Below are 22485 nucleotides of genomic sequence, written 5' to 3'. Positions count from 1 at the left end.
TATCGCTGTGGACGTTAGCCAGGGTATTGAGACCAGCGAGCAGGCAGCTGCTGACGAGGCCTTTGCGCGGGAAATTCGCGAATGGCTCGAAGAGAACCTTTCCGGGAAGTTTGCCGAGCTGAAGGGCCTGGGCGGGCCGGGGCGTGAACACGAGGCGTTCGAGGAACGCCTCGAGTGGGATCGCCACCTGGCTGCCGCCGGTTGGACCTGCCTCGGGTGGCCGAAGGAATACGGCGGACGCGAGGCGACGCTGAGCCAGCAGATCATCTTCCATCAGGAGTACGCGCGCGCCAATGCGCCTGCGCGCGTGAGTCACATCGGTGAGGAACTGCTGGGTCCGACGCTCATCGCGTTCGGCACCGAGGAGCAGAAGAAGCGCTTCCTGCCGGGGATCAAGACGGTCACCGAGCTGTGGTGCCAGGGCTACTCCGAGCCCGGTGCGGGCTCCGACCTTGCGAACGTGTCGACCACCGCGCGCCTCGACGGCGACCAGTGGTCGGTCAACGGCCAGAAGGTCTGGACGTCGCTCGCACACCTGTCGGACTGGTGCTTCGTGGTCGCGCGCACCGAGCCGGGCTCCTCGCGGCACAAAGGTCTGTCGTACCTGCTGGTTCCCATGAACCAGGAGGGCGTCGAGGTCCGTCCGATCATCCAGCTCACCGGCACCTCCGAGTTCAACGAGGTGTTCTTCGACAACGCCCGCACCGATGCGGACCTCGTCGTCGGCGGCGAGGGCAACGGCTGGGGCGTCGCGATGGGCACGCTCACCTTCGAGCGCGGCGTCTCGACTCTCGGCCAGCAGATCGGCTTCGCCCGTGAGCTCGAGTCCATCGTCGAACTGGCCGAGCGCAACGGCGCCGCCCAGGATCCGGCCATCCGCAACAAGATCTCCCGCGCGTGGATGGGCCTGCAGGTCATGCGTGCCCACGCGCTGCGGACCCTCGCGGCGGTCGACGCGAGCGCCAACGGTGGCGAGGCGTCGGTCGCCAAGCTCCTGTGGGCCAACTGGCACCGTGGCCTCGGCGAACTCGCCATGGAGGTCCAGGGTGCGGCCTCGCTGGTGGGTGTCGAGAACACCGAGCCCGGTGAGGAGCTGAACGACCTGCAGCGTCTGTGGCTGTTCACCCGCGCCGACACCATCTACGGCGGATCCAACGAGATTCAGCGCAACATCATCGCCGAGCGCGTGCTCGGCCTTCCCCGAGAGGCACGCCCGTGACCGCCACCATCAAGTCCCCGCTCTCCGTCGCCCCCGAGGAGATCGAGGGTCACAACCTGCTGAAGGGTAAGAAGGTCGTCGTGACGGCCGCCGCCGGCACGGGCATCGGCTTCGCCACCGCCCGCCGCGCGCTGCTCGAGGGTGCCGACGTCCTGGTCTCGGACTTCCACGAGCGTCGCCTCGGTGAGACCGTCGAGAAGCTGTCCGCCGAGTTCGGCAGCCAGCAGGTCGAGTCGTTCGTGTGCGACGTCTCGAGCACCGAGCAGGTCGACGCCCTCATCGCCGGTGCCGCCGAGAAGCTCGGCCGCATCGACGTGCTCGTCAACAACGCCGGCCTGGGCGGCGAGACCCCGGTCGTCGACATGACCGACGAGCAGTGGGACCGCGTCCTCGACATCACTCTGACCAGCACGTTCCGCGCCACCCGCGCTGCGCTGCGCTACTTCAAGTCCGTCGACCACAACGGCGTGCTGGTGAACAACGCGTCGGTGCTCGGCTGGCGTGCGCAGCACTCGCAGGCGCACTACGCCGCCGCCAAGGCCGGCGTCATGGCGCTCACCCGCTGCTCGGCGATCGAGGCCGCCGAGTACGGCGTCCGCATCAACGCCGTCGCGCCGTCCATCGCGCGTCACGCGTTCCTGGCGAAGGTCACCAGTGAGGAGCTGCTGGACCAGCTGGCTTCGTCCGAGGCCTTCGGCCGCGCCGCCGAGGTGTGGGAGATCGCCGCGACCATCGCGATGCTCGCGAGCGACTACACCACCTACCTCACCGGCGAGATCGTCTCGATCTCCAGCCAGCGCGCGTAGGTAGTCGACCGTGCCCCCGGTGGCCGAATGTCACATCGGTTCAGTTCAACTGCACCGATGTGACATTCGGCCGCTGTGGAAAACTGCCCACTGGACGAAATGCGCTGATGCCCTAGCAATCGCTTGGTTGGTAGGATGCGTGGCATGACTCCACCCCGAGACGCCGACGAGTCTTCGAGCAAGTCGGGCCGCCGCGCCGAGCTCCTCGACCTCGCTGCGGGCCTGTTCGCCGAACGCGGTCTGCGGGCCACCACCGTGCGCGACATCGCCGACGCGGCGGGCATCCTGTCCGGCAGCCTCTACCACCACTTCGACTCCAAGGAGTCCATGGTGGACGAGATCCTGCGCGGATTCCAAGACGACCTGTTCGGGCGCTACCACGAGATCGTCGACGCGGGCATGGGCTCGCGCGAGACCTTCGAGGCCCTCGTGGTCGCGTCGTTCGAGGCGATCGACACCCGGCACAGCGCGGTCGCGATCTATCAGGACGAGGTCAAGCACCTCGCCGCCAACGAACGCTTCGCGTACCTCGCCGAGCGTAGCCAGGAGTTCCGCGACCTGTGGGTCGGGGTACTCGAGGCCGGTGTCGCCGACGGTAGCTTCCGTCAGGACCTCGACATCGAAATCGTCTTCCGCTTCATGCGCGACACGGTCTGGGTGGCCGTGCGCTGGTACCGGCCGGGTGGCCCGCTGACCGCCGAGGCCGTCGCCAAGCAGTACCTCTCCATCGTTCTGGACGGGCTTGCCAGCCCCGACTCCCACAAGTAATCCGAATCCAGGAGCTGTTATGCCCGAGGTTTACATCGTCGACGCCATCCGCACCCCGATCGGCAAGAAGAACGGCGGCCTGGCCCCCGTTCACCCGATCGACCTGGGCGCGCACGTCATCAAGGCCGTCGTCGAGCGCACCGGTATCGACCCGTCCGACGTCGACGACGTGGTCTTCGGCTGCGTCGACGCGATCGGTGGCCAGGCCGGCAACATCGCGCGCATGTCGTGGCTGGCGGCGGGCCTGCCGCAGCACGTGCCCGGCGTGACCGTCGACCGCCAGTGCGGCTCGAGCCAGCAGGCCATCCAGTTCGGCGCGCAGGCGATCCTGGCCGGCACCGCCGACCTGATCATCGCCGGTGGCGTCCAGAACATGAGCCAGATCCCGATCTCGGCCGCGATGATCGTCGGTCAGCAGTACGGCTTCAGCACTCCCACCGCCGAGTCCAAGGGCTGGACCGAGCGTTACGGCAACGAGGAGGTGTCGCAGTTCCGCGGCGCCGAGATGATCGCCGACAAGTGGGACATCAGCCGCGAGGAGCTCGAGAAGTGGGCTCTGCAGAGCCACGAGCGCGCCAAGGCCGCGATCGCCGAGGGCCGTTTCGCGAACGAGATCGTCCCCTTCGGCGACGTCACCACCGACGAGGGCCCGCGTGAGACGAGCCTCGAGAAGATGGCCGGACTCAACGTCCTGGTCGAGGGTGGACGCCTCACCGCGGCCGTCGCCAGCCAGATCTCCGACGGTGCCAGCGCGCTGCTGCTCGCGTCGGAGGAGGCCGTGCAGAAGTACAACCTCGAGCCCCGCGCGCGCATCCACCACATGAGCGCCCGCGGCGACGACCCGATCTTCATGCTGAGCGCGCCGATCCCGGCCACCCAGCACGCGCTGGAGAAGACCGGCCTGACCATCGACGACATCGACCTGGTCGAGATCAACGAGGCCTTCGCGCCCGTCGTCCTCGCGTGGATCAAGGAGCTGGGCGCCGACCCGGCCAAGGTCAACGTCAACGGCGGCGCGATCGCGCTGGGCCACCCGCTGGGCGCCACCGGCACCAAGCTGATGGCGACGCTGCTCAACGAGCTCGAGCGCACCGACGGCCGCTACGGCCTGCTCACCATCTGCGAGGGTGGCGGCACCGCGAACGTCACGATCATCGAGCGCATCCAGGACTAGTCCCGGCCGCTTCCGAAGACCTCCCGAGCCCTCCCGAGCCCTCCCGAGCCCTCCCGAGCCCTCCCGAGCCCTCCCGATCATCGATCGGGAGGGCTTCGGTGTTTGTCAGTTGTGTTTGCGGGCGACGCCGGCGATCTGGGTGTTGACCGGCAGGAAGGGTGAGCGCAGCCGGTAGGCCTCGATGGTCGTCTCGGCGAATCCGGCAGCCTCGACGACTGTCTGCAGGTCCCGCTCGCAGGAGCAGCCTTCGAAGGTCCAACTCCATGGCCGGCGTGCGGCCCGCTGCAGGCGGCGGAGCACTGTGCCATCCGGAGCGGCGACGTGTTCGAGGAAGGCATATCGCCCGCCGGGACGCAGGACGCGGTGGACCTCGGTGAGGACGGCGACGGGGTCGGGCACGGTGCAGAGCACGAGGCTGGATATCACCGCGTCCACCGACGCGTCGGGCAGATCGAGCCGTTCGGCGCCAGTCGTGTGCAGTTCGAGATCGATTCGGGCGCGGGCGGCTCGTGCGCGCAGGCGATCATGCATGGCCGGGTTCGGCTCGACGGCGATCAGCCGGGTGCCCGCACGGAGGTAGCGCAGGTTGGCGCCGACACCGGGCCCCAGCTCGACGACCGTGCGGGGAAGGTTGCCGAACAGGGATCGTTTGTGCGGCTGCAGCAGGTGATCCAGGTACCGGTCGAGAGCGGTGAAGAACAGGGCGTTGAACGGCCCGCGGAGTGGATGGGGCCGAAATGCGTCCGGCGTGGTAGGTGCATACTCCTCGAGCTTCGAGGGCAACACATCGTGGCTGGCGTCCATCGCGGGCGCTCCTTCCGGATTCGTGGTCGGTCGATGTGACTACGAGCCTCGCGGAGGGACGCACCGGCGGATAGGCGGGAATCACCCCTGCAGGTACCTCAATCCGGTACCTCGACGTCGGTTCCCGGGCCGGGGGAGACGCGTCGGGCCCACCAGGCGGCGACCTGGGCGCGGGAGGTGACGCCGAGGCGGAGACGGATGCGCTCGACGTGTCCCTCGGCGGAGCGCTCCTCGATGCCCAGCCGCTGGGCGATCTGCCGGTTGGTCATGCCCTCGGCGACGAGTGCCGCCACCTGCAGTTGCCGCGGGGTCAACTCGCCCGAGGGCGGGGCCGGCCGCTCCGGTGGGGGCGCGGCGGGACCGTCCCCCAGGAATTCCAGGATCGCCCGGACGACGGCGGCGGCGGCCTCGCCCACGTGCGGGAAATGGCTGTTGCCGGGCAGCGAGACCAGTCGCGCGCCGGGGATCTGCGCGGCCAGCTCTCGGCCCGCGCGGTAGGGGATGGCCCGGTCTCCGCGCCGGTGTACCACCAGGGTCGGGGCGGCGACCCGGGCGAGCCGATCGACCACGTCGACCTCGTAGCATTGCGCCAGCAGGTCGACGGCGAGGCGAGGCGAGGCCGCCTCCCGCTGCAGCCGGGCGAAGACCGCCTTGGTCGCGGCACTGCCGTCCGGCAGGAAGATGTCGGCCAGCAACTCCGACCCCAATCCCCAGTGGGCTCGGATCATTCCCAGCATGGCGGTGCGAACCTCCGGCGTGGCGATGTGCGCGCCGTCGGCGTAACCGCCGTACAGGATCAGCCGGTCGACCCGCTGGGGAAACTGCGCCGCGAAGGCGACCGACACCGGCGCGCCCAGGGAGATGCCCAGCAGATCGACGCGTTCCAGTTCCAGATGATCGGCAAGGGCACGGAGCACCGCCACGTCGGTGTCCAGCCCCTGCGCCCCCGGCCAGGGGTCGGAGAGCCCGCAGCCGGGCCGGTCGTACTGCACCACTGTCCGGACCGCCGCCAGCGGCGTGAAGAAGGCTCGGTAGGCCGGGTCCTGCCACAGCAGTTCCAGATGGCTGATCCACGCCGCGGGAACCAGAAGCGCCTTTCCCCGTCCCATGCAGGTGTACGCGATCCGCGTGCCGGTCGGCGCCGTGCAGAAACGGACCGGGCGGCGCGGCTCGAATGCCTCCCGCGAGGACGGTTGGCCCATGTGGGCCTCCAGCCTGTGATGCCTACGTCCAACCATCATGCCCGGTCGCCGACGATCGAGCGGGCCACCGCCTCGACCGAGTCGACGATCCGTCCGGCGCGGGCGCCACCAGCGGCGAGCGGACGCGCCGCGCCGGCGACCATCGCGAGCAGCAGCACTGCGGTCCCGTCCGGGTCCATGTCCGGCCGCACCTCGGTGATCAGCGCGCTCAGGTGGTCGTACCAGAAGCCGTGCAGGTCGTCGGCGCGTCCGTCGGCATCGGAGGCGTCGTATGCGGCGGTGAGTGCGGGGTGGTCGACGATCAGGTGCGCGAAGGCGACGAGGAATGCGACGAGCCGCGCGTCCGCGGGCGCGCCGGGACCGAGTGGCGGCGGCGCGTCGAGGACCGCCTGGCGCAGCGCGTTCGCCTGTTCGTACACGACCGCGCGCACCAGTTCGTTGCGACTGCCGAACCGGTGGAACACCGTCGCCTTCCCGACACCGGCGGCCGCGGCGATCTGGTCGACGGACACCCGGTCCGGGCCGTGCTCGGTGAACAGACGCTGCGCGGCGGCGAGGATCGCGCGCCGGTTTCGAGCGGCGTCGGCGCGTTCCGGTCGCGCGTCGGGCATTACATCTCCTGGAAGCCGTTGTACGAGAGTGACCGAATATATCTTGACCGCCGGTCCAGATCGACGCATGCTTTAACTGAACCGATGGTCCATTTAGGGGTGATGTGATGCGTGGGGTTCTGTGGTCACAGGCGGGCGGGCCGGACACGCTGGCGGCGCGAGACGGCGACGATGTGCACGCCGCCGGTGGGCAGGTGCGGGTGCGCACCGAGGCCAGTCCGGTGCTGTGGGTGGAGACGCAGATGCGGGCAGGGCTGGTGCCGTCTCCTGCCGCGCCGCCGACGGTCTTCGGCTCCCAAGCCGTGGGGCTGGTCGATGAGGTGGGCGACGGCGTCGATCCGCAACTGATCGGCACCCGGGTCGCGGTGAGTGGTGTGGGGATCGGCGCACACGCCGAGTTCGTCTGCGCCGCGGTCGAGCAGTGCGTGGCGGTGCCGGACGCGATCGGGGCCGTGGATGCGGCCGTCGCGCTCACCGGGGTCCCTGTCGCGCTCGCACTGCTGGAACGGGCGGGTGATCTGAGTGATGCGACGGTGCTCGTGGAGGCGGCGGGCAGCGGGATCGGTGCGTACCTGACGCAGCTGCTGCGCGGCCGGGCGGGGCTGGTGGTCGCAACCGCGGGGAGCGATGAAAGCCGCACCAGTGCAGCATCCTTCGGTGCCGACGTCGTGCTCGATCATGCCGACCTGGACCGACCGGGAGCGCTCGCGGCGGCGGCCGGTGGGCGCACGATCGATGCGGCGTTCGACTCGATCGGGGGATCGACCGCACGGCGCGTGCTCGACGCCCTCACGCCGCTGCGCGGGCAGTTGCTGTCGTACGGGATGCTCTCCGGGGAGGCGCCCCGGATCGTAGCGGCGGATCTGTACGCCGGTGGGTTCACCGTCACCGCCTGCGCCGGGCCCGCCTGGCTCGACCGCGTCGCCGCGCTTCGTTCGATCGCGCTCGATCGCGTCGCCGACGGCACGGTCCGGCCCGTCGTCGATTCCACGATGCCGCTCGATGCGGTGGCTACGGCCCACCGCCGGATCGACGAGCGAGCGACCAGCGGAACGATCGTGCTCGTGCCGTGACGTCGTGTCAGCCTGCCTCGGAGGCCCTCTCGGTTCGATCCTGAACCGAGACGGCATCCGTCGTCCCGGCCTGCGTGCCCCGACTGATCAGCCAGCCGACGGCCGCGGCCAGCGGGAACATCACGACGCCGTACACGGCGGCGGGGATCGCGATGTCGACGCTGTCGAGGACGCTGATGGAGATCGCGATCGCCARAGTGCTGTTGTGGACGCCGATCTCCATCGAGCACGCGATCGCCTGACGCTGCCCGACGCTGAGCAGTTTCGGGATCCAGTAGCCCACCGCGAGACTGATGAGGCAGAACAGGATCGTGATCACGCCGACGTCCGCGAGGTAGGACGGCACGTTCTCCCGCTCGGCCGCGATGGTGCCGACGATGACGAGCACCAGGACGAGGGCCGACGCGATCCGCACCGGGCGGTCCATCCGCTGCGCGAAGTCCTCACGCTTGGCACGCACGAGCATGCCGATCGCGACGGGGATCAGCACGATCGCGAACACCTGCAGGATCTTGGTGAAGTCGAGGCCCATCGACGTGCCGGTGTCATCGGGGTCGAAGTGGCCGAGCGCGAAATTCGTGATGAGTGGCAGCGTCACGACGGCGATCACCGAATTGACCGCCGTCAGTGTGATGTTGAGGGCGACGTCGCCGCGGTAGAGGTGGCTGAAGAGATTGGCGGTGGTGCCGCCGGGGGAGGCCGCGAGCACCATCATGCCGACCGCGAGCAGCGGCGGCAGGTCGAACAGCAGCACGAGTCCGAACGCCACCGCCGGCAGAATCAGCAGCTGGCAGGCGAGAGCGATCGTCACGACGCGGGGATGTCGTGCGACGCGGGCGAAGTCGGCGACCGTCAGCGACAGGCCGAGGCCGAACATGATGATCGCGAGGGCGGCCGGCAGGGCCACCGTGGCCAGGGCTGAGTCCATGTTGTTCGCCGTTCTGGTGTGCGGATGTGACGCGAACGGTAACGACACTGCACTGCGCGGGTGGGCGAAATGCCTGAATAGATACTGGCGGAATCAGTCTCGACGCCGCCGCAGCGACAGCGTGAACCCCGTCGGCATCAGTGTCAGTCGCTCCTGGATGCGCAACTGGTAGTCGGGGTCGGCGGAGAAGTCGTAGCGGCGCAGGATCGTGCCCAGCACGAGGACCGCCTCGTGCAGTGCGAATTGCCGTCCGATACAGGCGCGTTCACCGGTTCCGAACGGCTTGTAGATGTGCGGTGCCCGGCCGCGAACATTCTCGGGGGCGAATCGGTCCGGGTCGAAGCGTTCCGGATCGTCGYCCCATGAAGGATCGCGGTGCAGCGACGGGATCAGCACCAGCACCCAGTCGCCGGCCCGCATCGGGTAGCGGCCGCCCAGCACGGTGTCCTCACGGGCCTCCCGCGCGTAGCCGGGCGCGGTGGGCCACAGTCGCAGTGTCTCGTCGAGCACGCGTCGGACGTAGCGCAGCTTTGCGACCTTCTCGAACGGCGGCGTCTCGTCGCCCCACACGGCGTCCACCTCGGCGCGGGCCTTCGCCAGGACGTCGGGGTTGTGGGCCAGGTAGTACAACGCGAACGACAGTGCGCCCGAAGTGGTTTCGTGCCCGGCGACGAGGAACGTCACCACCTGGTGGCGGATGTTGACGTCGTCGAGGCGGTTCGGATCGTCCTCGCGGGCAGCGCGGAGCATGATCTCGAGCAGGTCCTCCGGGCCGGCCGCAGCGGCGTCGCGGCGGCTGCGGATCACCTCGTCCACCACGTCGGCCAGGTACGCGGTGTCGGCGGCGTTCTGTCGATCGGACCTGCGGTAGAGAGCCTTCCCGAGGACCGGAACGGCCCGGAACGTCCGGCGCTGCGCGTGTGTGAGGGCGCGGACCATCGCCTCCACGAACGGGTGCGGCTGCTCGCGGCGGAACGAATCGAACGAGTAACTGAAGCCGGTCCGTCCGATCGTCTCGAGCGTCAGCTTCGTCATGTCCGACGAGACGTCCACCGGTGCGCCGCCGGTGAGGCCGTCCCAGTGCTCGGTGAGCTCGTCGGCCACCTGCACCATGATGTCGTGGTACGACCGCATCGCAGACTGGGTGAATGCCGGCCGCAGCAGGTTGTGCGCCCTGCCCCAGTTGGGTTCCTCGTTGTAGGCGGTGAACAGGCCGTCGCCGCCGATGCCGCGCAACTCCGCGATCCCGGGTGCGACGTTCTTCGCGAAGCGCGACTCGTCGGACAGTTCGGCGACCATGTCGGCGCCCGAGACGAACACGAAGCGGTGTCCGAGCGCGTTGCGCTCGAATATCGGCCCCAGCTGTCGACCGATCCTCATCGAGTCCTGCACCGGGGTGTGCAGCGAGACGCCCAGGACGTCGCCGAGCAGAGGAAGGCGCCGGGGCGGATGCGGGACGGCCGTCGCTGCGGTTTCCAGGATCTCCTCGACGYGCATCCCGCCCCCGTTCGACCGTCCGGTGTCTGATACCGAAAGTACGCGGTAACCGGACCGGGGAACAGCCTTTCGCGCGGCCGGACGCGGGATTACCGTTCGAGGCATGTGCCGAAACATCACTGAGCTGCGAGGGCTCGAGCCGGCCGCCACTCCCGAGGAGATCGAGGCCGCCGCACGACAGTACGTCCGGAAGGTCAGCGGCATCCACAAGCTGTCCGACGCCAACCGTGCCGCATTCGAGCGGGCAGTCGAGGAGGTCACCGCGACCACGGCGGAACTGCTCGGGGCGCTGCCGCCGCGCAAGCAGCCGCCCCCGACGGTGCCGCCCCTGCGCCGGCCCGAGGTGCGGGCGCGGATGGCGGCGGCGAAGGGTGCGGCCGCGGGATCCTGACCGTCAGCTGAGACGGTGGGCGAAGAACGCCAGGATCTCGTCGCGGGCCGCGATCGTGGGCTGGCCCGCGTCGTCGATCAGGTGGGCCGTCACCACGCTGTGCGGGCTCCCGATCACGTGCTCGAAGAACGGCGAGGTCGCCGGATTGGCCGCCTCGTCGGGAAGTTCGCGCGCGACGAAGCGGTCGCCCAGCGCCTCGGCGTACGCCGCGAACCGCTGCGCCCGGCAGAATCGATCGCCCCGGAACCGGTAGGCCAGCACCGTCAGATCGTCGTTGTCGAGACGTTTCCGAACGGCGGCGAGCTCATCTGCGGGACTGGCCGTTGCGTCAGGATCGTCGAGCGGGAGCGACGGCTGTGACAGGACCGGCGCGAGCATCGCGGGCTCGAGCATCATCGTCAGCGCGAAGTTGCCCGTGAAACACATTCCGATCGCCCCGACGCCCGGGCCGCCGCATTCCGCGTGGGCGAGCCTGGCGAGGGACCGCAGCCACACGGTCACCGGACTCTGCTCGTCCGCCGCGAACGCGCGGAACTCCGCGCTGACGCACGCCCGCCGTAACACTGCGGTGCCCTCGTCGACGGTGGGCACCGCGCCGTCGCGACCGAACAGCGACGGCAGGTACACGGTGAAGCCCGCGTCCCGCACCCACCGGGCGAAGCGGGCCACGTGCGGGCTGATACCCGGCATCTCCGGCATGACGATCACCGCCGGTCCCGCGCCGGCCACGTGCACCACCTTCGTCACGCCTTCGAGGTCGATCTGCCGACGCGTGAAGTCCTCGAGGGGATCGTCGACGTTCATGCTCCGGTGCGGCACCGCCGTACCTCCTCATCCCGTGTGTGCGAACGAGATCAGTCTCTCCTCGCCGCGTCGACGGGACGAGAGGCGCGATCGCCACGTTCGGGGGCATTCTCGCCACCTCGCGTGTCGGCGCGGAACCGTCGGCGGTAGTCGGCGGCGCTGACACCCACCTGCTCGACGAACAGTCGACGGAACGTGCCGGCGTCCCGATAGCCGACGAGGCTCACGATCTCCTCCAACGGCCGGTCCGTCGTCTCCAACAGCCGTTTGGCGGCGCGGACCCGCGCCCGCCGCAGGAATGACAGTGGCGACTCGCCGGCCTCGGCACCGAACCGCCGCAACATCGTTCGGGTGCTGACGTGAAACGCCGCCGCGAGACGAGGCAGGTCGTAGGGGTCTGCCAGGTGTTCGACCAGCCATCGGCCGACGTCCTCGACGAACTGCCCGCGGCGCGGCGGGAGCATCGATTCGACGATGTACGGCGCTTGGCTCGAGCGGTTCTCGGCGACGAGGGTGATGCGGGCCGTGGCCCGGGCGACGTCGTCGCCGAGATGCTCGCGGATGATGACCGTCGCGAGATCGAGAGCGGTACTGAACGCCGCCGTCGTGGTGACGCGGTCGTCATCCACGATCAGCGCCTCGCCGCGAACGCTCGCGCGTGGATACCGTTGGGCGAGTTGTGAAGAAAACAGCCACGACGTGGTGCACCGACGCCCGTCCAACAGGTCGGCCTCCCCGAGTAGGAACGCTCCGACACACACCGATGCGATACGAGTGCCTCGGGCCTCGGCGGCGCGCAGGAACGCGGTCTCGCGGCTCAGGCCGGACAGTCGGGCGTCGAGATCCGCCGACGGCGCGAGCTCGAAACCCGGCACGACCAGGCGGTCGAAGTCGTGGTGCCACGCCTGCGCCCCGATCGGGAATCCGCCGGCTGCCGTGACAGGGGATGCCGACGAAGCGATGACCGACACCTGGAACGGATCCTCCGACGCAACACCCGTTTCCCGCGCTACGCGGTTCGCGATGAGCAGCAGATCGGAGAAGAGGAAGATCTCGGCCGCGAGGCAGCCGTCGTAGGCGAGGATCCCGATCCGCATGCTTCCCGTCCCGTCTCCAGGGGTGTACCGAAGTCACCCTGAACCCCTGTTATATTGCCCAATGCAAAGGACCGACCGGGGGCATCGGGTCGGTGGGGGAGGACTTTCGCGATGGGGGCGGCTTTGTTGCCGAGGGGGACGAACGGGCACGTGTGTGCCCACGATCGTGTGTGGGCAGCGTCGGCGCCCGCGATCTCCGAGACATACCCGGCCACGACATCGGTGTACCTCGCGCCCGCCGGCCTGCGGTTCTTCCAGGCCTGATCATCCGCGACGTCTCAGACTCGAGTCAGCTCGACATATCACTAGGGGGTTTCACAGATGGGTAAGCACCGCAAGAGCCGGGCGAGGACGATCGCTCGGGTGGCGTTGGTTCCCTCCGCCGCGGCCGCAGTGGTCGTGGCGGCATCGGGCGCGGCGTCGGCTGCGCCGGACCAGTTGCCGTCGCAGGGCGGTGTCACCTCCGCTCCGCAGACGCAGGGCGGCGTCACCTCCGGACCGTCGTCGCAGGGCGGCGTCACGTCCGCGCCCGCGCAGCCGGAGCCGGTCTACTGGGTGGAGCCCCCGGCCCAGTACCAGAACATCGAGTACCAGCCGCTCGACAACTACGACTACGACACGAACACCTACAACGCGCCCGACAACTACTACGTGGCACCCGCCCAGTTCGAGGAACTGCACCTGCCCACGTATGTCGAGCCGACGGCGCCGATCATCGCACCGCGCGAGACCCTGCGCCTGGGCACCTACCATGTGGCGCAGCCCAACTGGATCACCGACGGCGACCTCGCGCGCACCAACAACACGTCCGCCGTCATCGAGGCCGAGGTGTCGACGTTCTGGCGTTCGCTGGGTGTCGAGACCACACGCGCGAATCGTTTGGCGGCGGCGCAGATCGGTATGGGTGCGGCGGGGGCGGTCACGGGTGCTGCGGTGGTCGGCGGCGTGGCTGCTCTCGCCGGAGGTGCACTCGGAACTTATGTCGGTGCAGTTACGGGACTCGGTACGGAAGGGCTGTTTCTTCCGGGAGTAGGGTTCGTGACCACGGTCGGTACGGCGGTCGGGGCAGCGACAGCGGGCATCCCGGCTGCTGTTCTTGGCGGTGCCGGGGGTGCTGTGCTCGGCGCCGGCGCCGGCATCGCCGTCGGCACGGGTGATCTCGGCGAGCCGCAGGAGCTTCCGGCTGAGGTGCGCGGCTACTTCAACGACGTCGACCAGCCCGCGGTCACGGTGCAGACGCAGGAGACCCTCGCGCAGTGGGAGACCACGCCGGTCGGCGGGGCCACCGCGTCGGCCGTCCGGGACGTCGTGAATGCCGCACCCGGAATCGACCGTCAGGCACGTGATTTCGTGGCCGCGCGGCCCGGCGGCTCGCAGGTGCTCGACCAGATCGACGGGGCGCTCACCACATTCGTCGCCGAGTCGTCACTCGGCGTTGCCGCGAACATGATCAGTGGAGCCGTCGGGGGCGGCATCCAGGCATGAGCCACGGGTGGGGCGGACCGGTGTCCGCCCCATCCGTCGACTTCGGGGAGGACATATGGCGACGGACAACCGAGCGGACAATTCGCTGTTCCCGGACGTCACCGAGCACTACGGGACGGAGTCGGTCCCCGAACGCCCGGTGACCGAAGAGATTGCGGCGCTGCCGGTTCCGTCCGAACCGGACCTCGGGCGCCCCTCGGGGCAGGCGCACCCGGCGCCCGAGCCCGCCGTGGTCGCCGAGCCTGTTGCAACCTCCGAGCCTGTTGCAACCCCCGAGCCGGTCGCAAACCCCGAGCCGGTCGCAACCCCCGAGCCTGTTGCAACTCCCGAGTCGGCCACAACCGCCGAATCGCTCGCCGTACCCGGGCCCATCGAACCGCCCGAGTCCGACGCTGTACCTGAACCGGTCGCCGAGTTCGACCAGTTGCCGACGTGGCTGGTGACCGCCCCAGCGGAGTCACCGGCGGAGAAGCCGTCCGCGAAGAGGAAGCCGCTGCTGATCGGTGGCGGCGCCGCCGCGCTCCTCGTCATCGCTGCGACCGCGACGATCGTCGGGTTCCGCGGCGCAAGCGACGCGATCGCGGGCTCGCCGAATCCCGTCGCCGGCTCCACTGCGGCGTCGTCGTCGGCGGCGGCGGACACGACGGTCGCGGTGGCGCCGGCGCAGTCCGCCGGGTGGTGTGCGGATTCTGTCGCCGACGGGCGGAGCGTCGGTCGCGGACCGGGAAGTGTCGACGACGGCCCGGGCGCGATCAGGGCGTTCGACCACGCGTACTACGTCGACCGCGACGGCGCCAGGGTCGCGTCACTGATGGTGACGCCCAACGCCGTTCCGGACATCCAGAAGTGGATCGACGAGGTTCCGCTCGGTACCGAGCACTGCGTCACCGTCGTCCCCACCGCCGACCCGAACGTATTCGAGGTCGATCTGGGATTGCGGTCGCCGACCGGTTCGGACGGCGTGATCCGCCAACATGTCACGGTCGCACCGTCGCCGGCGGGATTCAAGATCGCCAAGGTGGAGGACCTGCGATGAACAACGTGGTCTCGCTGCGCCGCACCCCCAGGGTGCCCGAGCCGGAGCGGGTGTCCGCGATGGTGGTCGCCGGATCGGGTGGGGCCGCCACCACCACGACGGTGTACGGGTTGGCCACTGCGCTCCGCCTCGGTACCGGCAAGGACGTCTCGGCGGTCGACGCGACCAGCGACGGCGGAAACCTCCTCGCGCGTGCCGGATTCGGCGCTGTCGATCCCGCCCGATCGATCCGGCAGCTCGAGTCGCGTATGGCGCTCACGTCCGCCGGTGTGGTGGTGGTGGGCAGCGGCAACGCGCAGGCGAGCGACCCCGCGATCGTCGACGAGCTGCTCGCGGCCCGGCACAGCGCTCGCGTCCACGACGTCGGTACCGCGCTGCGCTCGCCGCGACTGGCGCCACTGATCCGCTCCGGTGCGGCACTGGTGGTGGTCGCGCCCGCTCGTTCCGAACCGCTGAGCCGGATGCGTGACGCCCTCACCTGGGTGATGTCGACGTACGGTGCGCAGGTGCTCGGCGGCACCACCGTCGTCGTCTCCCACCAGATGCCCGACGCACCGGTCGATCTGGGGCCGATCCGGGACGCACTGTCACCGCGGATCGCAGGATTCGTCGAGGTGCCCTTCGACACGGCCCTCGCGCAGCCCGGGGTCATCGACCACCGCCGTCTGGCGACCTCGACGATCGACGCCTGGACCGACGTCCTGGACGTGCTCGGCGGACTGTTCTCCCGGCCGGAGCAGTCGGGGGAAGCGAGCGAGGAACTCGCCTGAGCGGACGAAGGGACCCTTCACGCGCTGGTGGCGCATGATGGGTCCCTTCAGCTGGAGGCCGGCCGATCAGGCCTTGAGGTCTCCAAGTGCATCGATCCGCTTGACGGCGTCGGCCATGATGCGGTCGATCAGTTCCTGGCAGCTGGGCAGGTCGTCGATCATGCCGACCACCTGACCGGAGGCGAGCACACCGGCCTCCGTGTTGCCCTCGACCAGACCGGCCTTGAGCAGCATCGGGGTGTTGGCGGCCATGATGATCTGCTGCCACGTGCGGTCGCCGGACTTCTTCATGGCGAGTCCGTCCTTGGCGAGCGTGGACCACTTCATGCCCGTCATCGCCTTGAACTTCATGGCATTCTTGGTGGCCGCAACGAGTCCCTTTGCGTAGCTGGACTTCTCGAGTGCATTGACCAGTTCGGTGTTGAGCACGCGGTGCGGCATGCCGTCGACCTTCACCGACACCGTGGTGTCCGTCAGGCTGCGCTTGAGGTACTCCTGCTTGACCGAGTCCGGCACCGCCGAATCGCTCGTGAGCAGGAACCGGGTGCCCATCGCGACGCCCGCGGCACCGTACGACAGCGCCGCGGCCAGGCCGCGACCGTCGAAGAAGCCGCCGCCGGCGACAACCGGGATGTCGACTGCGTCGAGCACGGACGGCAGCAGCAGCGTCGTCGCGACTCCGCCGGTGTGGCCGCCGCCCTCACCGCCCTGCACGATCACCGCGTCGGCGCCCCACGAGGCGACCTTCACGGCGTGCTTGGCGGCACCGATCGACGGGATCACGACGATCCCGTTGTCCTTGAGCTTGGCGATCAGTTCCTTCTTGGGCGCCAACGCGAACGAGGCGACCTTGACGCCCTCGCGGATCAGCAGATCGCAGCGCTTCGAGGCGTCCGACGCGTCGGCGCGCATGTTGACGCCGAACGGCTTGTCCGTCAGCTGCTTGGTCTTGAGGACCGCTGCCTCGAGCTCCTCGTAGGTCATCGTCGCCGAGGCGAGGATGCCGAGGCCGYCCGCGTTGGCGGTGGCCGCGGTGAGGCGCGGGCCGGACACCCAGCCCATGCCCGTCTGCACGATCGGATGCTCGACACCGACCAGCTCGGTGAACGGCGTCTTCAGCACGGCGGTCACGCCGAGACCTCGCGGTCACGCAGGCTCTTCGGATCGATGACCTCGCGGATCAGGCGCAGCTCCTCGGCGGTGGGCTCGCGGGTGATGCCGGCCTCGGCCAGGCCCGCGATCTCGAAGGAGGTGTTGGCCTTGACGTCCTCGGCGGTGACGCCGGGGTGCAGGCTCACCGCACGCATCGTCTGGTTCGGGCCCTGGAAGTCGAACACACCGAGGTTGGTGACCACCTGGTGGTTCTTCAGGAAGCGGAACGCCGGGTTCTCCGGGTCCACCTTGTCGTAGCCGACGCCGCACACCACGTCGACCTGCTCGGCGAACACGCGGGTGGAGTGCTTGCCCACCCAGTAGCTGGTGGCGTGGTTGATGGTGTTGCCGGGGGCGCCGCGCAGGCCGAACATCTGGCGGGTCGGCTTGTCCAGCGGGCCGAACGCGGAGAGGTTCTGGTTGCCGAACTTGTCGATCTGGTTCGCGCCCATCACCACGTGGCGACGGCCGGATGCGACCACGTCGAACACCTTGGAGAACGGGATGTAGCCCTCGATCGGCGCGCTCGCGCCGATGGCCGGTGCGTCGGCCAGGATCAGGGCCTCACCGTCGGTGATGATCAGGTCCGGCTCGGTGGTGAGCTTGGCCAGGCGGGCACCGATCAGCGGCAGCGTCGCCATGGGGGAGGCGAAGATCTCGCCGGCGTCGGCGAACAACTCGGCGCACGCGATGGCGCAGTACTCCGCGCGGGTTACCTCGGTCATGACTTCTGCTCCTCTGCGAACTTGCGCACGGCGGCCTGGTAGTCGTCCTCGCTGCCGGACAGGTAGGTGTCGGCGAAGGCCTGCCACGCCTCGGGGGTCTTGGCGGACTCGGCGTAGTGGCGCTGGAACTTCTCGTCGCGCTTGTATTCGCCGGCGAAGGTGAAGTGCGCGCCGCCCGGGGCCTCGGTGACGGTGTCGACCATCGCGCGGTTCAGGATCAGGGCCTGATGCGGGACGGACTTGACGAGTTCCTCGGTCGAGACGATCTTGTCGACGCTGAGGATGCGCTGCTCGGCCGCGAGGCAGAACAGGTCGTCGAAGTAGGGGTCGACGCCGGTGTAGGCGGCGTTGCCGCGCTCGTCGGCCAGGTCCAGGTGGACCAGGGCGGCGTCGAGGTTCAGCGCGGGCATCGCGATGAGGGACTCGATGCGGCCGTCGGCATGCGGGTACGGGGATGCGACGGTCTTGAGCTCGTCGCCCCAGACGGTCTGCGCATCCGAGCCGAGGCCGGCACGGATCGGCATGAACGGCAGGCGCGCGGCGGCGGCCTGCAGGCCGGCCTTGACCATGCCCTCGTCCATCTCGCGAGACTCGATGGTCCCGGCGACGCGGGCCTGTGCGAACCAGGGGTCGTAGAACGGCGCCGAGTCCAGGGACACGAAGCCGTAGTAGGCGCGCTTGACCTTGCCCGCGGAGATCAGCAGACCGAGGTCCGGGCCGAGGTACCCGACGACGGTCAGGTCCTTGACGTCGCTCCGCAGCAGCGCGCGCACCAGTGCCATCGGCTTGCGCCGCGAGCCCCAGCCGCCGATGCCGATGGTCATCCCGCTCTGGATGCCGGCGACGGCCTCATCCAGTGAGCGACGCTTGTCGCGCTTCTCAGCCATTACTTGCTGTCTCCCTTGGGTGCGGTGGTGTTCGACTTCGGCTTGCCCGTGGCGACGAACTCGTCGCGGTGCTCGTCGGCGACGCCGGCGAGGTTGAGCTCGAACGTGAAGCCCTGCTCGATCCGGTAGCTGGTGTGCACGTCCATCACGTCGATGCGGTTGATCGCTTCCTTGGCGCGGCGGATCACTCGGGTGTCCTTGGCGGCGATCTCGCCGGCGATCTTCAGCGCGCATGCGTCGAGCTCGGCGCGCGGGACCACGTCGTACACGGAACCGAAGTGCTTGAGCGTCTGGGCGTCGACGTTCTTGGCCGTGTAGTACAGCGTGCGCATCATGTGCTGGGGGACCAGGCGGGCGAGGTGCGTGGCCGCACCGAGTGCGCCGCGGTCCACCTCGGGCAGGCCGAAGATCGCATCGTCGGACGCGACGATGACGTCCGCGTTGCCGACCAGGCCGATGCCACCGCCGACGCAGAAGCCGTTGACGGCGACCACGACGGGCACCTCGCAGTCGTAGACCGCGGAGAAGGCTGCGGCGCAGCCGCGGTTGGCGTCGATGAGCGCGCCGTGACCCTCGGTGGCCTGCATTTCCTTGATGTCGACGCCGGCGTTGAAGCCGCGTCCCTCGGCGCGCAGGATCACCACGTGCGTGCTGGGATCCTTGCCCGCTTCGAGGATGGCGTCGGCCAACTCGAACCAGCCCTTCGAGGGGATGGCATTCACGGGCGGGTAGTCGACGGTGACCGTGGTGATCCCGGCACCGTCCGAGGTCGAAGTGATGCCCATGGCATGTTCCTTACGTCTGTTGACCGAACCAAGCGATTGCTTGGTAAGTTATCACAGACGGGTGCGAATGACTCGTGCCGCTTCAGGGAGGATGAACGTGGATCTCGGTCTCGAAGGCAAGGTCGTGCTGGTGACCGGCGGAGTGCGCGGAATCGGGGCCGGCATCAGCCGGTCCTTCCTGCGTGCGGGCGCGACGGTGGTGACGTGCGCGCGTCGCCCGGCCGACGAACCCGTCGAGGTCGCGGGTCCCGGAGGCGAACTGCGCAGCATCGACTTCATCTTGTGCGACGTGCGCGACGCGGACCAGGTGCAGTCGATGATCGATCAGATCGTTGCGAAGTACGGCCGGCTCGACACTGTCGTGAACAATGCCGGTGGCGCCCCGTTCGCGATGGCCGCCGACGCGAGCCCCAAGTTCCACTCGAAGATCGTCGAGCTGAACCTCCTCGCTCCGCTGCTGATCTCGCAGATCGCGAACGCGATCATGCAGAAGCAGGAGGACGGTGGGTCGATCGTGATGATCTCCAGCGTCAGCGGCAGCCGACCCTCCCCGGGCACCGCGGCGTACGGCGCCGCGAAGGCGGGCATCGACTCGCTCGCGGCCAGCCTGTCCGTCGAGTGGGCGCCCAAGGTGCGCGTCAATTCGATCGTCGTCGGCCTCGTGCAGACCGAGCTGAGCCACCTGCACTACGGCGACGAGGCCGGCATCGACGCCGTCGGCGCCACCGTCCCGCTGGGTCGGATGGCATTGCCCGAGGACATCGGCAACTGTGCGACATTCCTGGCATCACCGTTGGCGGCCTACGTCAGCGGTTCGACCCTTACCGTCCACGGCGGCGGCGAGCGCCCGGCCTTCCTGGCCGCGGCAACAACTTAAGGAGAATCAAGTGAGCGGATTGCTTGACGGCCGAGTCGTCATCATCACCGGCGCCGGCCGTGGAATCGGTCGCGCGCACGCGCTGGCCTTCGCGGCGGAGGGCGCCAAGGTCGTCGTCAACGACATCGGTGTCGGCGGCGACGGCTCCAACACCGGCGAGACCCCTGCAGAGCAGGTTGTCGCCGAGATCAAGGCCGCCGGCGGAGAGGCTGTCGTCAACGGCGACGACGTCGCGTCGTGGGATGGTGCCCAGAACCTGATCCAGACGGCTATCGACACGTTCGGTGGACTGGACATCCTGGTCAACAATGCGGGCTTCCTGCGTGACCGCATGCTCGTCGGCATGAGCGAGGAAGAGTGGGACGCGGTCATCCGCGTGCACCTCAAGGGCCACTTCGCCCCGCTGCGCCACGCCGCCGCGTACTGGCGTGCCGAGTCCAAGGCCGGGCGCCCGGTGGACGCCCGCATCATCAACACCAGCTCGGGTGCGGGCCTGCAGGGCTCCATCGGCCAGGGCAACTACGCCGCGGCCAAGGCCGGCATCGCCGAGATGACGATCCAGGCTGCCGCCGAGCTGAAGAACTACGGCGTCTCCGTAAACGCGATCGCCCCCGCGGCCCGTACCCGCATGACCGTCGGCGCCGGTGGCGCGATGGCCGAGGCGATGGCCGCTCCGGAGGAGGGCTTCGACGCGATGGCGCCGGAGAACATCTCCCCGCTGGTCGTGTGGCTGGGCAGCGCCGAGGCGAAGAACGTCACCGGCCGCGTGTTCGAGGTCGAGGGCGGCAAGATCACCGTCGCCGAGGGCTGGCGCCACGGCCCCACCCAGGACAAGGGTGACCGCTGGGATCCGAAGGAGCTCGGACCGGTCGTCGCCGACCTGCTCGAGAAGGCCGAGACCCCCACCCCGGTCTACGGAGCCTGAGCAGCGGCATTCTCGCCTGACGAAAACCGCCCGTGCGCTCGATGCGCACGGGCGGTTTTCGCGTTTCGGCGTGTTTATGCCGGGGTGCGGATGATCAGGACCGTGCCGGGGAAGTAGGCGGCGAGTTCGCTGCGCGCCTGCTTGAGCGCCGCGGTCCCGTAACCCTGCTTGCGGGCGTCGGGCGCCACCCAGACCGCGACGTCCACCTCGTTGCCGGTGAGCTCGCCGAACACCAGGCCGACACTGCTGGGCTCGTCGCCGGTCGTGCATTCCGCGACGAACCACCCGGCCGACTCGTCGTCGATGCGCTCGAGCCCGTCCCGACGCTCCTGCTCGACGCGGTCCGGGCTCCACGGCGCGCCCGAGTCGTCGAAGCGCTCGGCGGACCGCTTGCGGAACAGGTCGGTGTCCCCGTCCGAATCGGTGAAGGGGCGCAAGCGAACTCCGGCGCCGGTGCTGAACGGACGCTGCTCGGGCAGCCACTGCAGGGTGGCGTCGAGGTCCTCGAGCTCGGTGCGGATCCGGTCGCGTTCCTTGACCGTCAGCCGGTCGAAACGCAGGTTCAGCACGGCCTCGGCGCAGAAGTCGGACGTCTCGAGCAGGTCACGGACGGCCGCGACGGCGGCGGCACGGTCCTTGCTCTCGACGATTGCGTCCAGGACCTCGTGACGACGGTCGAGTGCCTTCAGCAGGGCCGAAGCGATCTCGCGCCGGTCGATCACCTGGTCGTGGTTCTTCACTGTCATGGTGCGACATTCCTCCTCGAGAACGGGGGTCCCGGCGCCGATGTGCCGGGCGTCGACCCTCATTATTCCCGTCTATGCGCCTGCGGGGGAGTGCCGCGCGCTATTCGCAGACGACGACGGGGATCTGCCGATCGGTCCAGGCCTGGTAATCATCGAACTCGGGATACATCGCCAGCAGCTTCGGCCACAGCTGCGCGCGCTCGTCGTCGTCGGCGACACGGGCTACCAGATTGCGTACCTGTGAACGGATCTGGATCGTCACTTTCGGGTCGGCCTTCAGGTTCAGGTACCACATCGGGTTCATCGGCTGGCCGCCCTGCGAGGCGACGAGGACGATGCGGTCGTCATCCTCGAGGAACACCAGGGGGGTCACCCGTGGCTCGCCGGTCTTGCGTCCGGTGGTGGTGAGCAGGCAGATCGGCAGGCCGTGCTTCGCGGCGCTGCCGATCCGCCACTTGCCGCCGATGCGCCCACCCGTGACCCGGTACACGACGACGTTCGTCTTCGACATCCACTTGACGAGGGATCGGGTGAACTGCGTATCGAGCAACGGTGGGCGCTTCATCGCGGCGTCAGATCCGCTCGATGATGGTGCCCGTCGCGAGTGCGCCGCCCGCGCACATCGTGATCAGGGCGGTCGAGCCGTCGCGGCGCTCGAGTTCGTGCAGCGCGGTGGTGATCAGGCGAGAACCGGTGCTGCCCACGGGATGTCCGAGCGCGAGC

At 69.1% G+C, this 22485-nt stretch carries 24 protein-coding genes and 1 pseudogene; 11 read left to right on the top strand and 14 right to left on the bottom strand.

The features are described from left to right. Window positions 1–7: 7 nt before the first annotated feature. From AB4Z09_RS17385 to AB4Z09_RS17370, 4 genes are all read left to right on the top strand, one after another. Entirely contained in the window at window positions 8–1219 is a 1212-nt protein-coding gene (locus AB4Z09_RS17385) for an acyl-CoA dehydrogenase family protein (protein WP_442240287.1), read from the top strand. Beyond that, entirely contained in the window at window positions 1216–2025 is an 810-nt protein-coding gene (locus AB4Z09_RS17380) for an SDR family oxidoreductase (protein ID WP_114723620.1), read from the top strand. The genes AB4Z09_RS17385 and AB4Z09_RS17380 overlap by 4 nt, the downstream gene beginning before the upstream one ends. A gap of 144 nt (window positions 2026–2169) precedes the next feature. Beyond that, the gene (locus tag AB4Z09_RS17375) at window positions 2170–2793 is read left to right on the top strand and encodes a TetR/AcrR family transcriptional regulator (RefSeq protein ID WP_114723695.1); all 624 of its coding nucleotides are present in this window, start codon (window positions 2170–2172) and stop codon (window positions 2791–2793) included. Window positions 2794–2812: 19 nt separating this feature from the next. Then, entirely contained in the window at window positions 2813–3967 is a 1155-nt protein-coding gene (locus tag AB4Z09_RS17370; RefSeq protein ID WP_114723619.1) for an acetyl-CoA C-acetyltransferase, read from the top strand. Window positions 3968–4072: 105 nt separating this feature from the next. On the opposite strand, the gene AB4Z09_RS17365 is transcribed toward AB4Z09_RS17370, so the two are convergent. The 3 genes from AB4Z09_RS17365 to AB4Z09_RS17355 form a co-directional block, all read right to left on the bottom strand. Next, a complete protein-coding gene (locus AB4Z09_RS17365) occupies window positions 4073–4771 on the bottom strand; it encodes a class I SAM-dependent methyltransferase (protein WP_442240286.1) in 699 nt (232 codons plus the stop codon). A gap of 98 nt (window positions 4772–4869) precedes the next feature. Then, complete coding sequence (locus AB4Z09_RS17360; protein WP_442240285.1) at window positions 4870–5973, bottom strand: alpha/beta fold hydrolase; 1104 nt, start codon at window positions 5971–5973, stop codon at window positions 4870–4872. A gap of 35 nt (window positions 5974–6008) precedes the next feature. Then, window positions 6009–6584: a TetR/AcrR family transcriptional regulator gene (locus AB4Z09_RS17355; RefSeq protein ID WP_442240284.1), complete on the bottom strand. Its 576-nt coding sequence runs from the start codon at window positions 6582–6584 to the stop codon at window positions 6009–6011. A gap of 107 nt (window positions 6585–6691) precedes the next feature. Here AB4Z09_RS17355 and AB4Z09_RS17350 point away from each other — a divergent pair, with 107 nt between their 5' ends. Continuing rightward, window positions 6692–7657 (top strand): quinone oxidoreductase family protein, encoded by a 966-nt coding sequence (locus AB4Z09_RS17350; protein WP_442240283.1) that lies wholly within the window; start codon window positions 6692–6694, stop codon window positions 7655–7657. A 7-nt stretch (window positions 7658–7664) separates the two neighbouring features. Here the strand turns inward: AB4Z09_RS17350 and AB4Z09_RS17345 are convergent, their stop codons facing one another. Both AB4Z09_RS17345 and AB4Z09_RS17340 read right to left on the bottom strand, forming a co-directional pair. Then, window positions 7665–8585: a bile acid:sodium symporter family protein gene (locus AB4Z09_RS17345; protein ID WP_174908174.1), complete on the bottom strand. Its 921-nt coding sequence runs from the start codon at window positions 8583–8585 to the stop codon at window positions 7665–7667. A gap of 93 nt (window positions 8586–8678) precedes the next feature. Continuing rightward, a complete protein-coding gene (locus AB4Z09_RS17340) occupies window positions 8679–10082 on the bottom strand; it encodes a cytochrome P450 (RefSeq protein ID WP_442240282.1) in 1404 nt (467 codons plus the stop codon). A 103-nt stretch (window positions 10083–10185) separates the two neighbouring features. Here AB4Z09_RS17340 and AB4Z09_RS17335 point away from each other — a divergent pair, with 103 nt between their 5' ends. Further along, window positions 10186–10473 (top strand): DUF2277 domain-containing protein, encoded by a 288-nt coding sequence (locus tag AB4Z09_RS17335; RefSeq protein ID WP_114723612.1) that lies wholly within the window; start codon window positions 10186–10188, stop codon window positions 10471–10473. A gap of 3 nt (window positions 10474–10476) precedes the next feature. Here the strand turns inward: AB4Z09_RS17335 and AB4Z09_RS17330 are convergent, their stop codons facing one another. Beyond that, the gene (locus AB4Z09_RS17330; RefSeq protein ID WP_174908176.1) at window positions 10477–11292 is read right to left on the bottom strand and encodes a dienelactone hydrolase family protein; all 816 of its coding nucleotides are present in this window, start codon (window positions 11290–11292) and stop codon (window positions 10477–10479) included. Window positions 11293–11327: 35 nt separating this feature from the next. Beyond that, entirely contained in the window at window positions 11328–12374 is a 1047-nt protein-coding gene (locus AB4Z09_RS17325) for a GlxA family transcriptional regulator (RefSeq protein WP_442240281.1), read from the bottom strand. Window positions 12375–12695: 321 nt separating this feature from the next. Between AB4Z09_RS17325 and AB4Z09_RS17320 the strand changes: the two genes are divergently transcribed. The 3 genes from AB4Z09_RS17320 to AB4Z09_RS17310 are packed head-to-tail and all read left to right on the top strand — an operon-like array spanning window position 12696 to window position 15665. After that, the gene (locus AB4Z09_RS17320; protein ID WP_442240280.1) at window positions 12696–13859 is read left to right on the top strand and encodes a hypothetical protein; all 1164 of its coding nucleotides are present in this window, start codon (window positions 12696–12698) and stop codon (window positions 13857–13859) included. A gap of 55 nt (window positions 13860–13914) precedes the next feature. Then, window positions 13915–14895 (top strand): hypothetical protein, encoded by a 981-nt coding sequence (locus AB4Z09_RS17315; RefSeq protein ID WP_442240279.1) that lies wholly within the window; start codon window positions 13915–13917, stop codon window positions 14893–14895. Continuing rightward, window positions 14892–15665, top strand: coding sequence for a hypothetical protein (locus AB4Z09_RS17310; protein WP_442240278.1), 774 nt, complete (start codon window positions 14892–14894; stop codon window positions 15663–15665). Before AB4Z09_RS17315 ends, AB4Z09_RS17310 begins: the two co-directional genes overlap by 4 nt. Before the next feature lie 66 nt (window positions 15666–15731). On the opposite strand, the gene AB4Z09_RS17305 is transcribed toward AB4Z09_RS17310, so the two are convergent. Genes AB4Z09_RS17305 through echA20 form a run of 4 tightly spaced genes read right to left on the bottom strand, consistent with a single transcriptional unit; the run spans window position 15732 to window position 19214 of the window. After that, window positions 15732–16796 (bottom strand): NAD(P)H-dependent flavin oxidoreductase, encoded by a 1065-nt coding sequence (locus tag AB4Z09_RS17305; RefSeq protein ID WP_442240277.1) that lies wholly within the window; start codon window positions 16794–16796, stop codon window positions 15732–15734. Further along, complete coding sequence (locus AB4Z09_RS17300) at window positions 16793–17542, bottom strand: CoA-transferase subunit beta (RefSeq protein WP_174908183.1); 750 nt, start codon at window positions 17540–17542, stop codon at window positions 16793–16795. Before AB4Z09_RS17300 ends, AB4Z09_RS17305 begins: the two co-directional genes overlap by 4 nt. Continuing rightward, on the bottom strand, window positions 17539–18429 hold the full coding sequence (locus AB4Z09_RS17295; protein ID WP_174908185.1) for a CoA transferase subunit A: 891 nt from the start codon (window positions 18427–18429) through the stop codon (window positions 17539–17541). The genes AB4Z09_RS17300 and AB4Z09_RS17295 overlap by 4 nt, the downstream gene beginning before the upstream one ends. Continuing rightward, the gene (gene echA20 / locus AB4Z09_RS17290) at window positions 18429–19214 is read right to left on the bottom strand and encodes a (7aS)-7a-methyl-1,5-dioxo-2,3,5,6,7,7a-hexahydro-1H-indene-carboxyl-CoA hydrolase (RefSeq protein ID WP_114723603.1); all 786 of its coding nucleotides are present in this window, start codon (window positions 19212–19214) and stop codon (window positions 18429–18431) included. Before echA20 ends, AB4Z09_RS17295 begins: the two co-directional genes overlap by 1 nt. A 97-nt stretch (window positions 19215–19311) precedes the next feature. On the opposite strand from echA20, the gene AB4Z09_RS17285 reads away from it, so the two are divergent. Continuing rightward, window positions 19312–20091, top strand: a complete 780-nt coding sequence (locus tag AB4Z09_RS17285; protein WP_442240276.1) for an SDR family oxidoreductase — start codon at window positions 19312–19314, stop codon at window positions 20089–20091. Window positions 20092–20101: 10 nt separating this feature from the next. Beyond that, on the top strand, window positions 20102–21016 hold the full coding sequence (locus AB4Z09_RS17280) for an SDR family oxidoreductase (protein WP_442240275.1): 915 nt from the start codon (window positions 20102–20104) through the stop codon (window positions 21014–21016). Window positions 21017–21090: 74 nt separating this feature from the next. Here AB4Z09_RS17280 and AB4Z09_RS17275 read toward each other — a convergent pair whose 3' ends face one another. The 3 genes and pseudogenes from AB4Z09_RS17275 to AB4Z09_RS17265 form a co-directional block, all read right to left on the bottom strand. Next, window positions 21091–21762 (bottom strand): GNAT family N-acetyltransferase, encoded by a 672-nt coding sequence (locus AB4Z09_RS17275; protein WP_442240274.1) that lies wholly within the window; start codon window positions 21760–21762, stop codon window positions 21091–21093. Between the two features lie 100 nt (window positions 21763–21862). After that, the gene (locus AB4Z09_RS17270; RefSeq protein ID WP_114723601.1) at window positions 21863–22327 is read right to left on the bottom strand and encodes a nitroreductase family deazaflavin-dependent oxidoreductase; all 465 of its coding nucleotides are present in this window, start codon (window positions 22325–22327) and stop codon (window positions 21863–21865) included. A 7-nt stretch (window positions 22328–22334) separates the two neighbouring features. After that, a pseudogene (locus tag AB4Z09_RS17265) lies at window positions 22335–22485 on the bottom strand (steroid 3-ketoacyl-CoA thiolase); the annotation flags it as partial.

It is taken from the genome of Rhodococcus sp. TAF43 (assembly GCF_052113525.1).
In the GTDB taxonomy this organism is placed as follows: domain Bacteria; phylum Actinomycetota; class Actinomycetes; order Mycobacteriales; family Mycobacteriaceae; genus Prescottella.
This window is presented reverse-complemented; position numbering and strand designations above follow the sequence as displayed.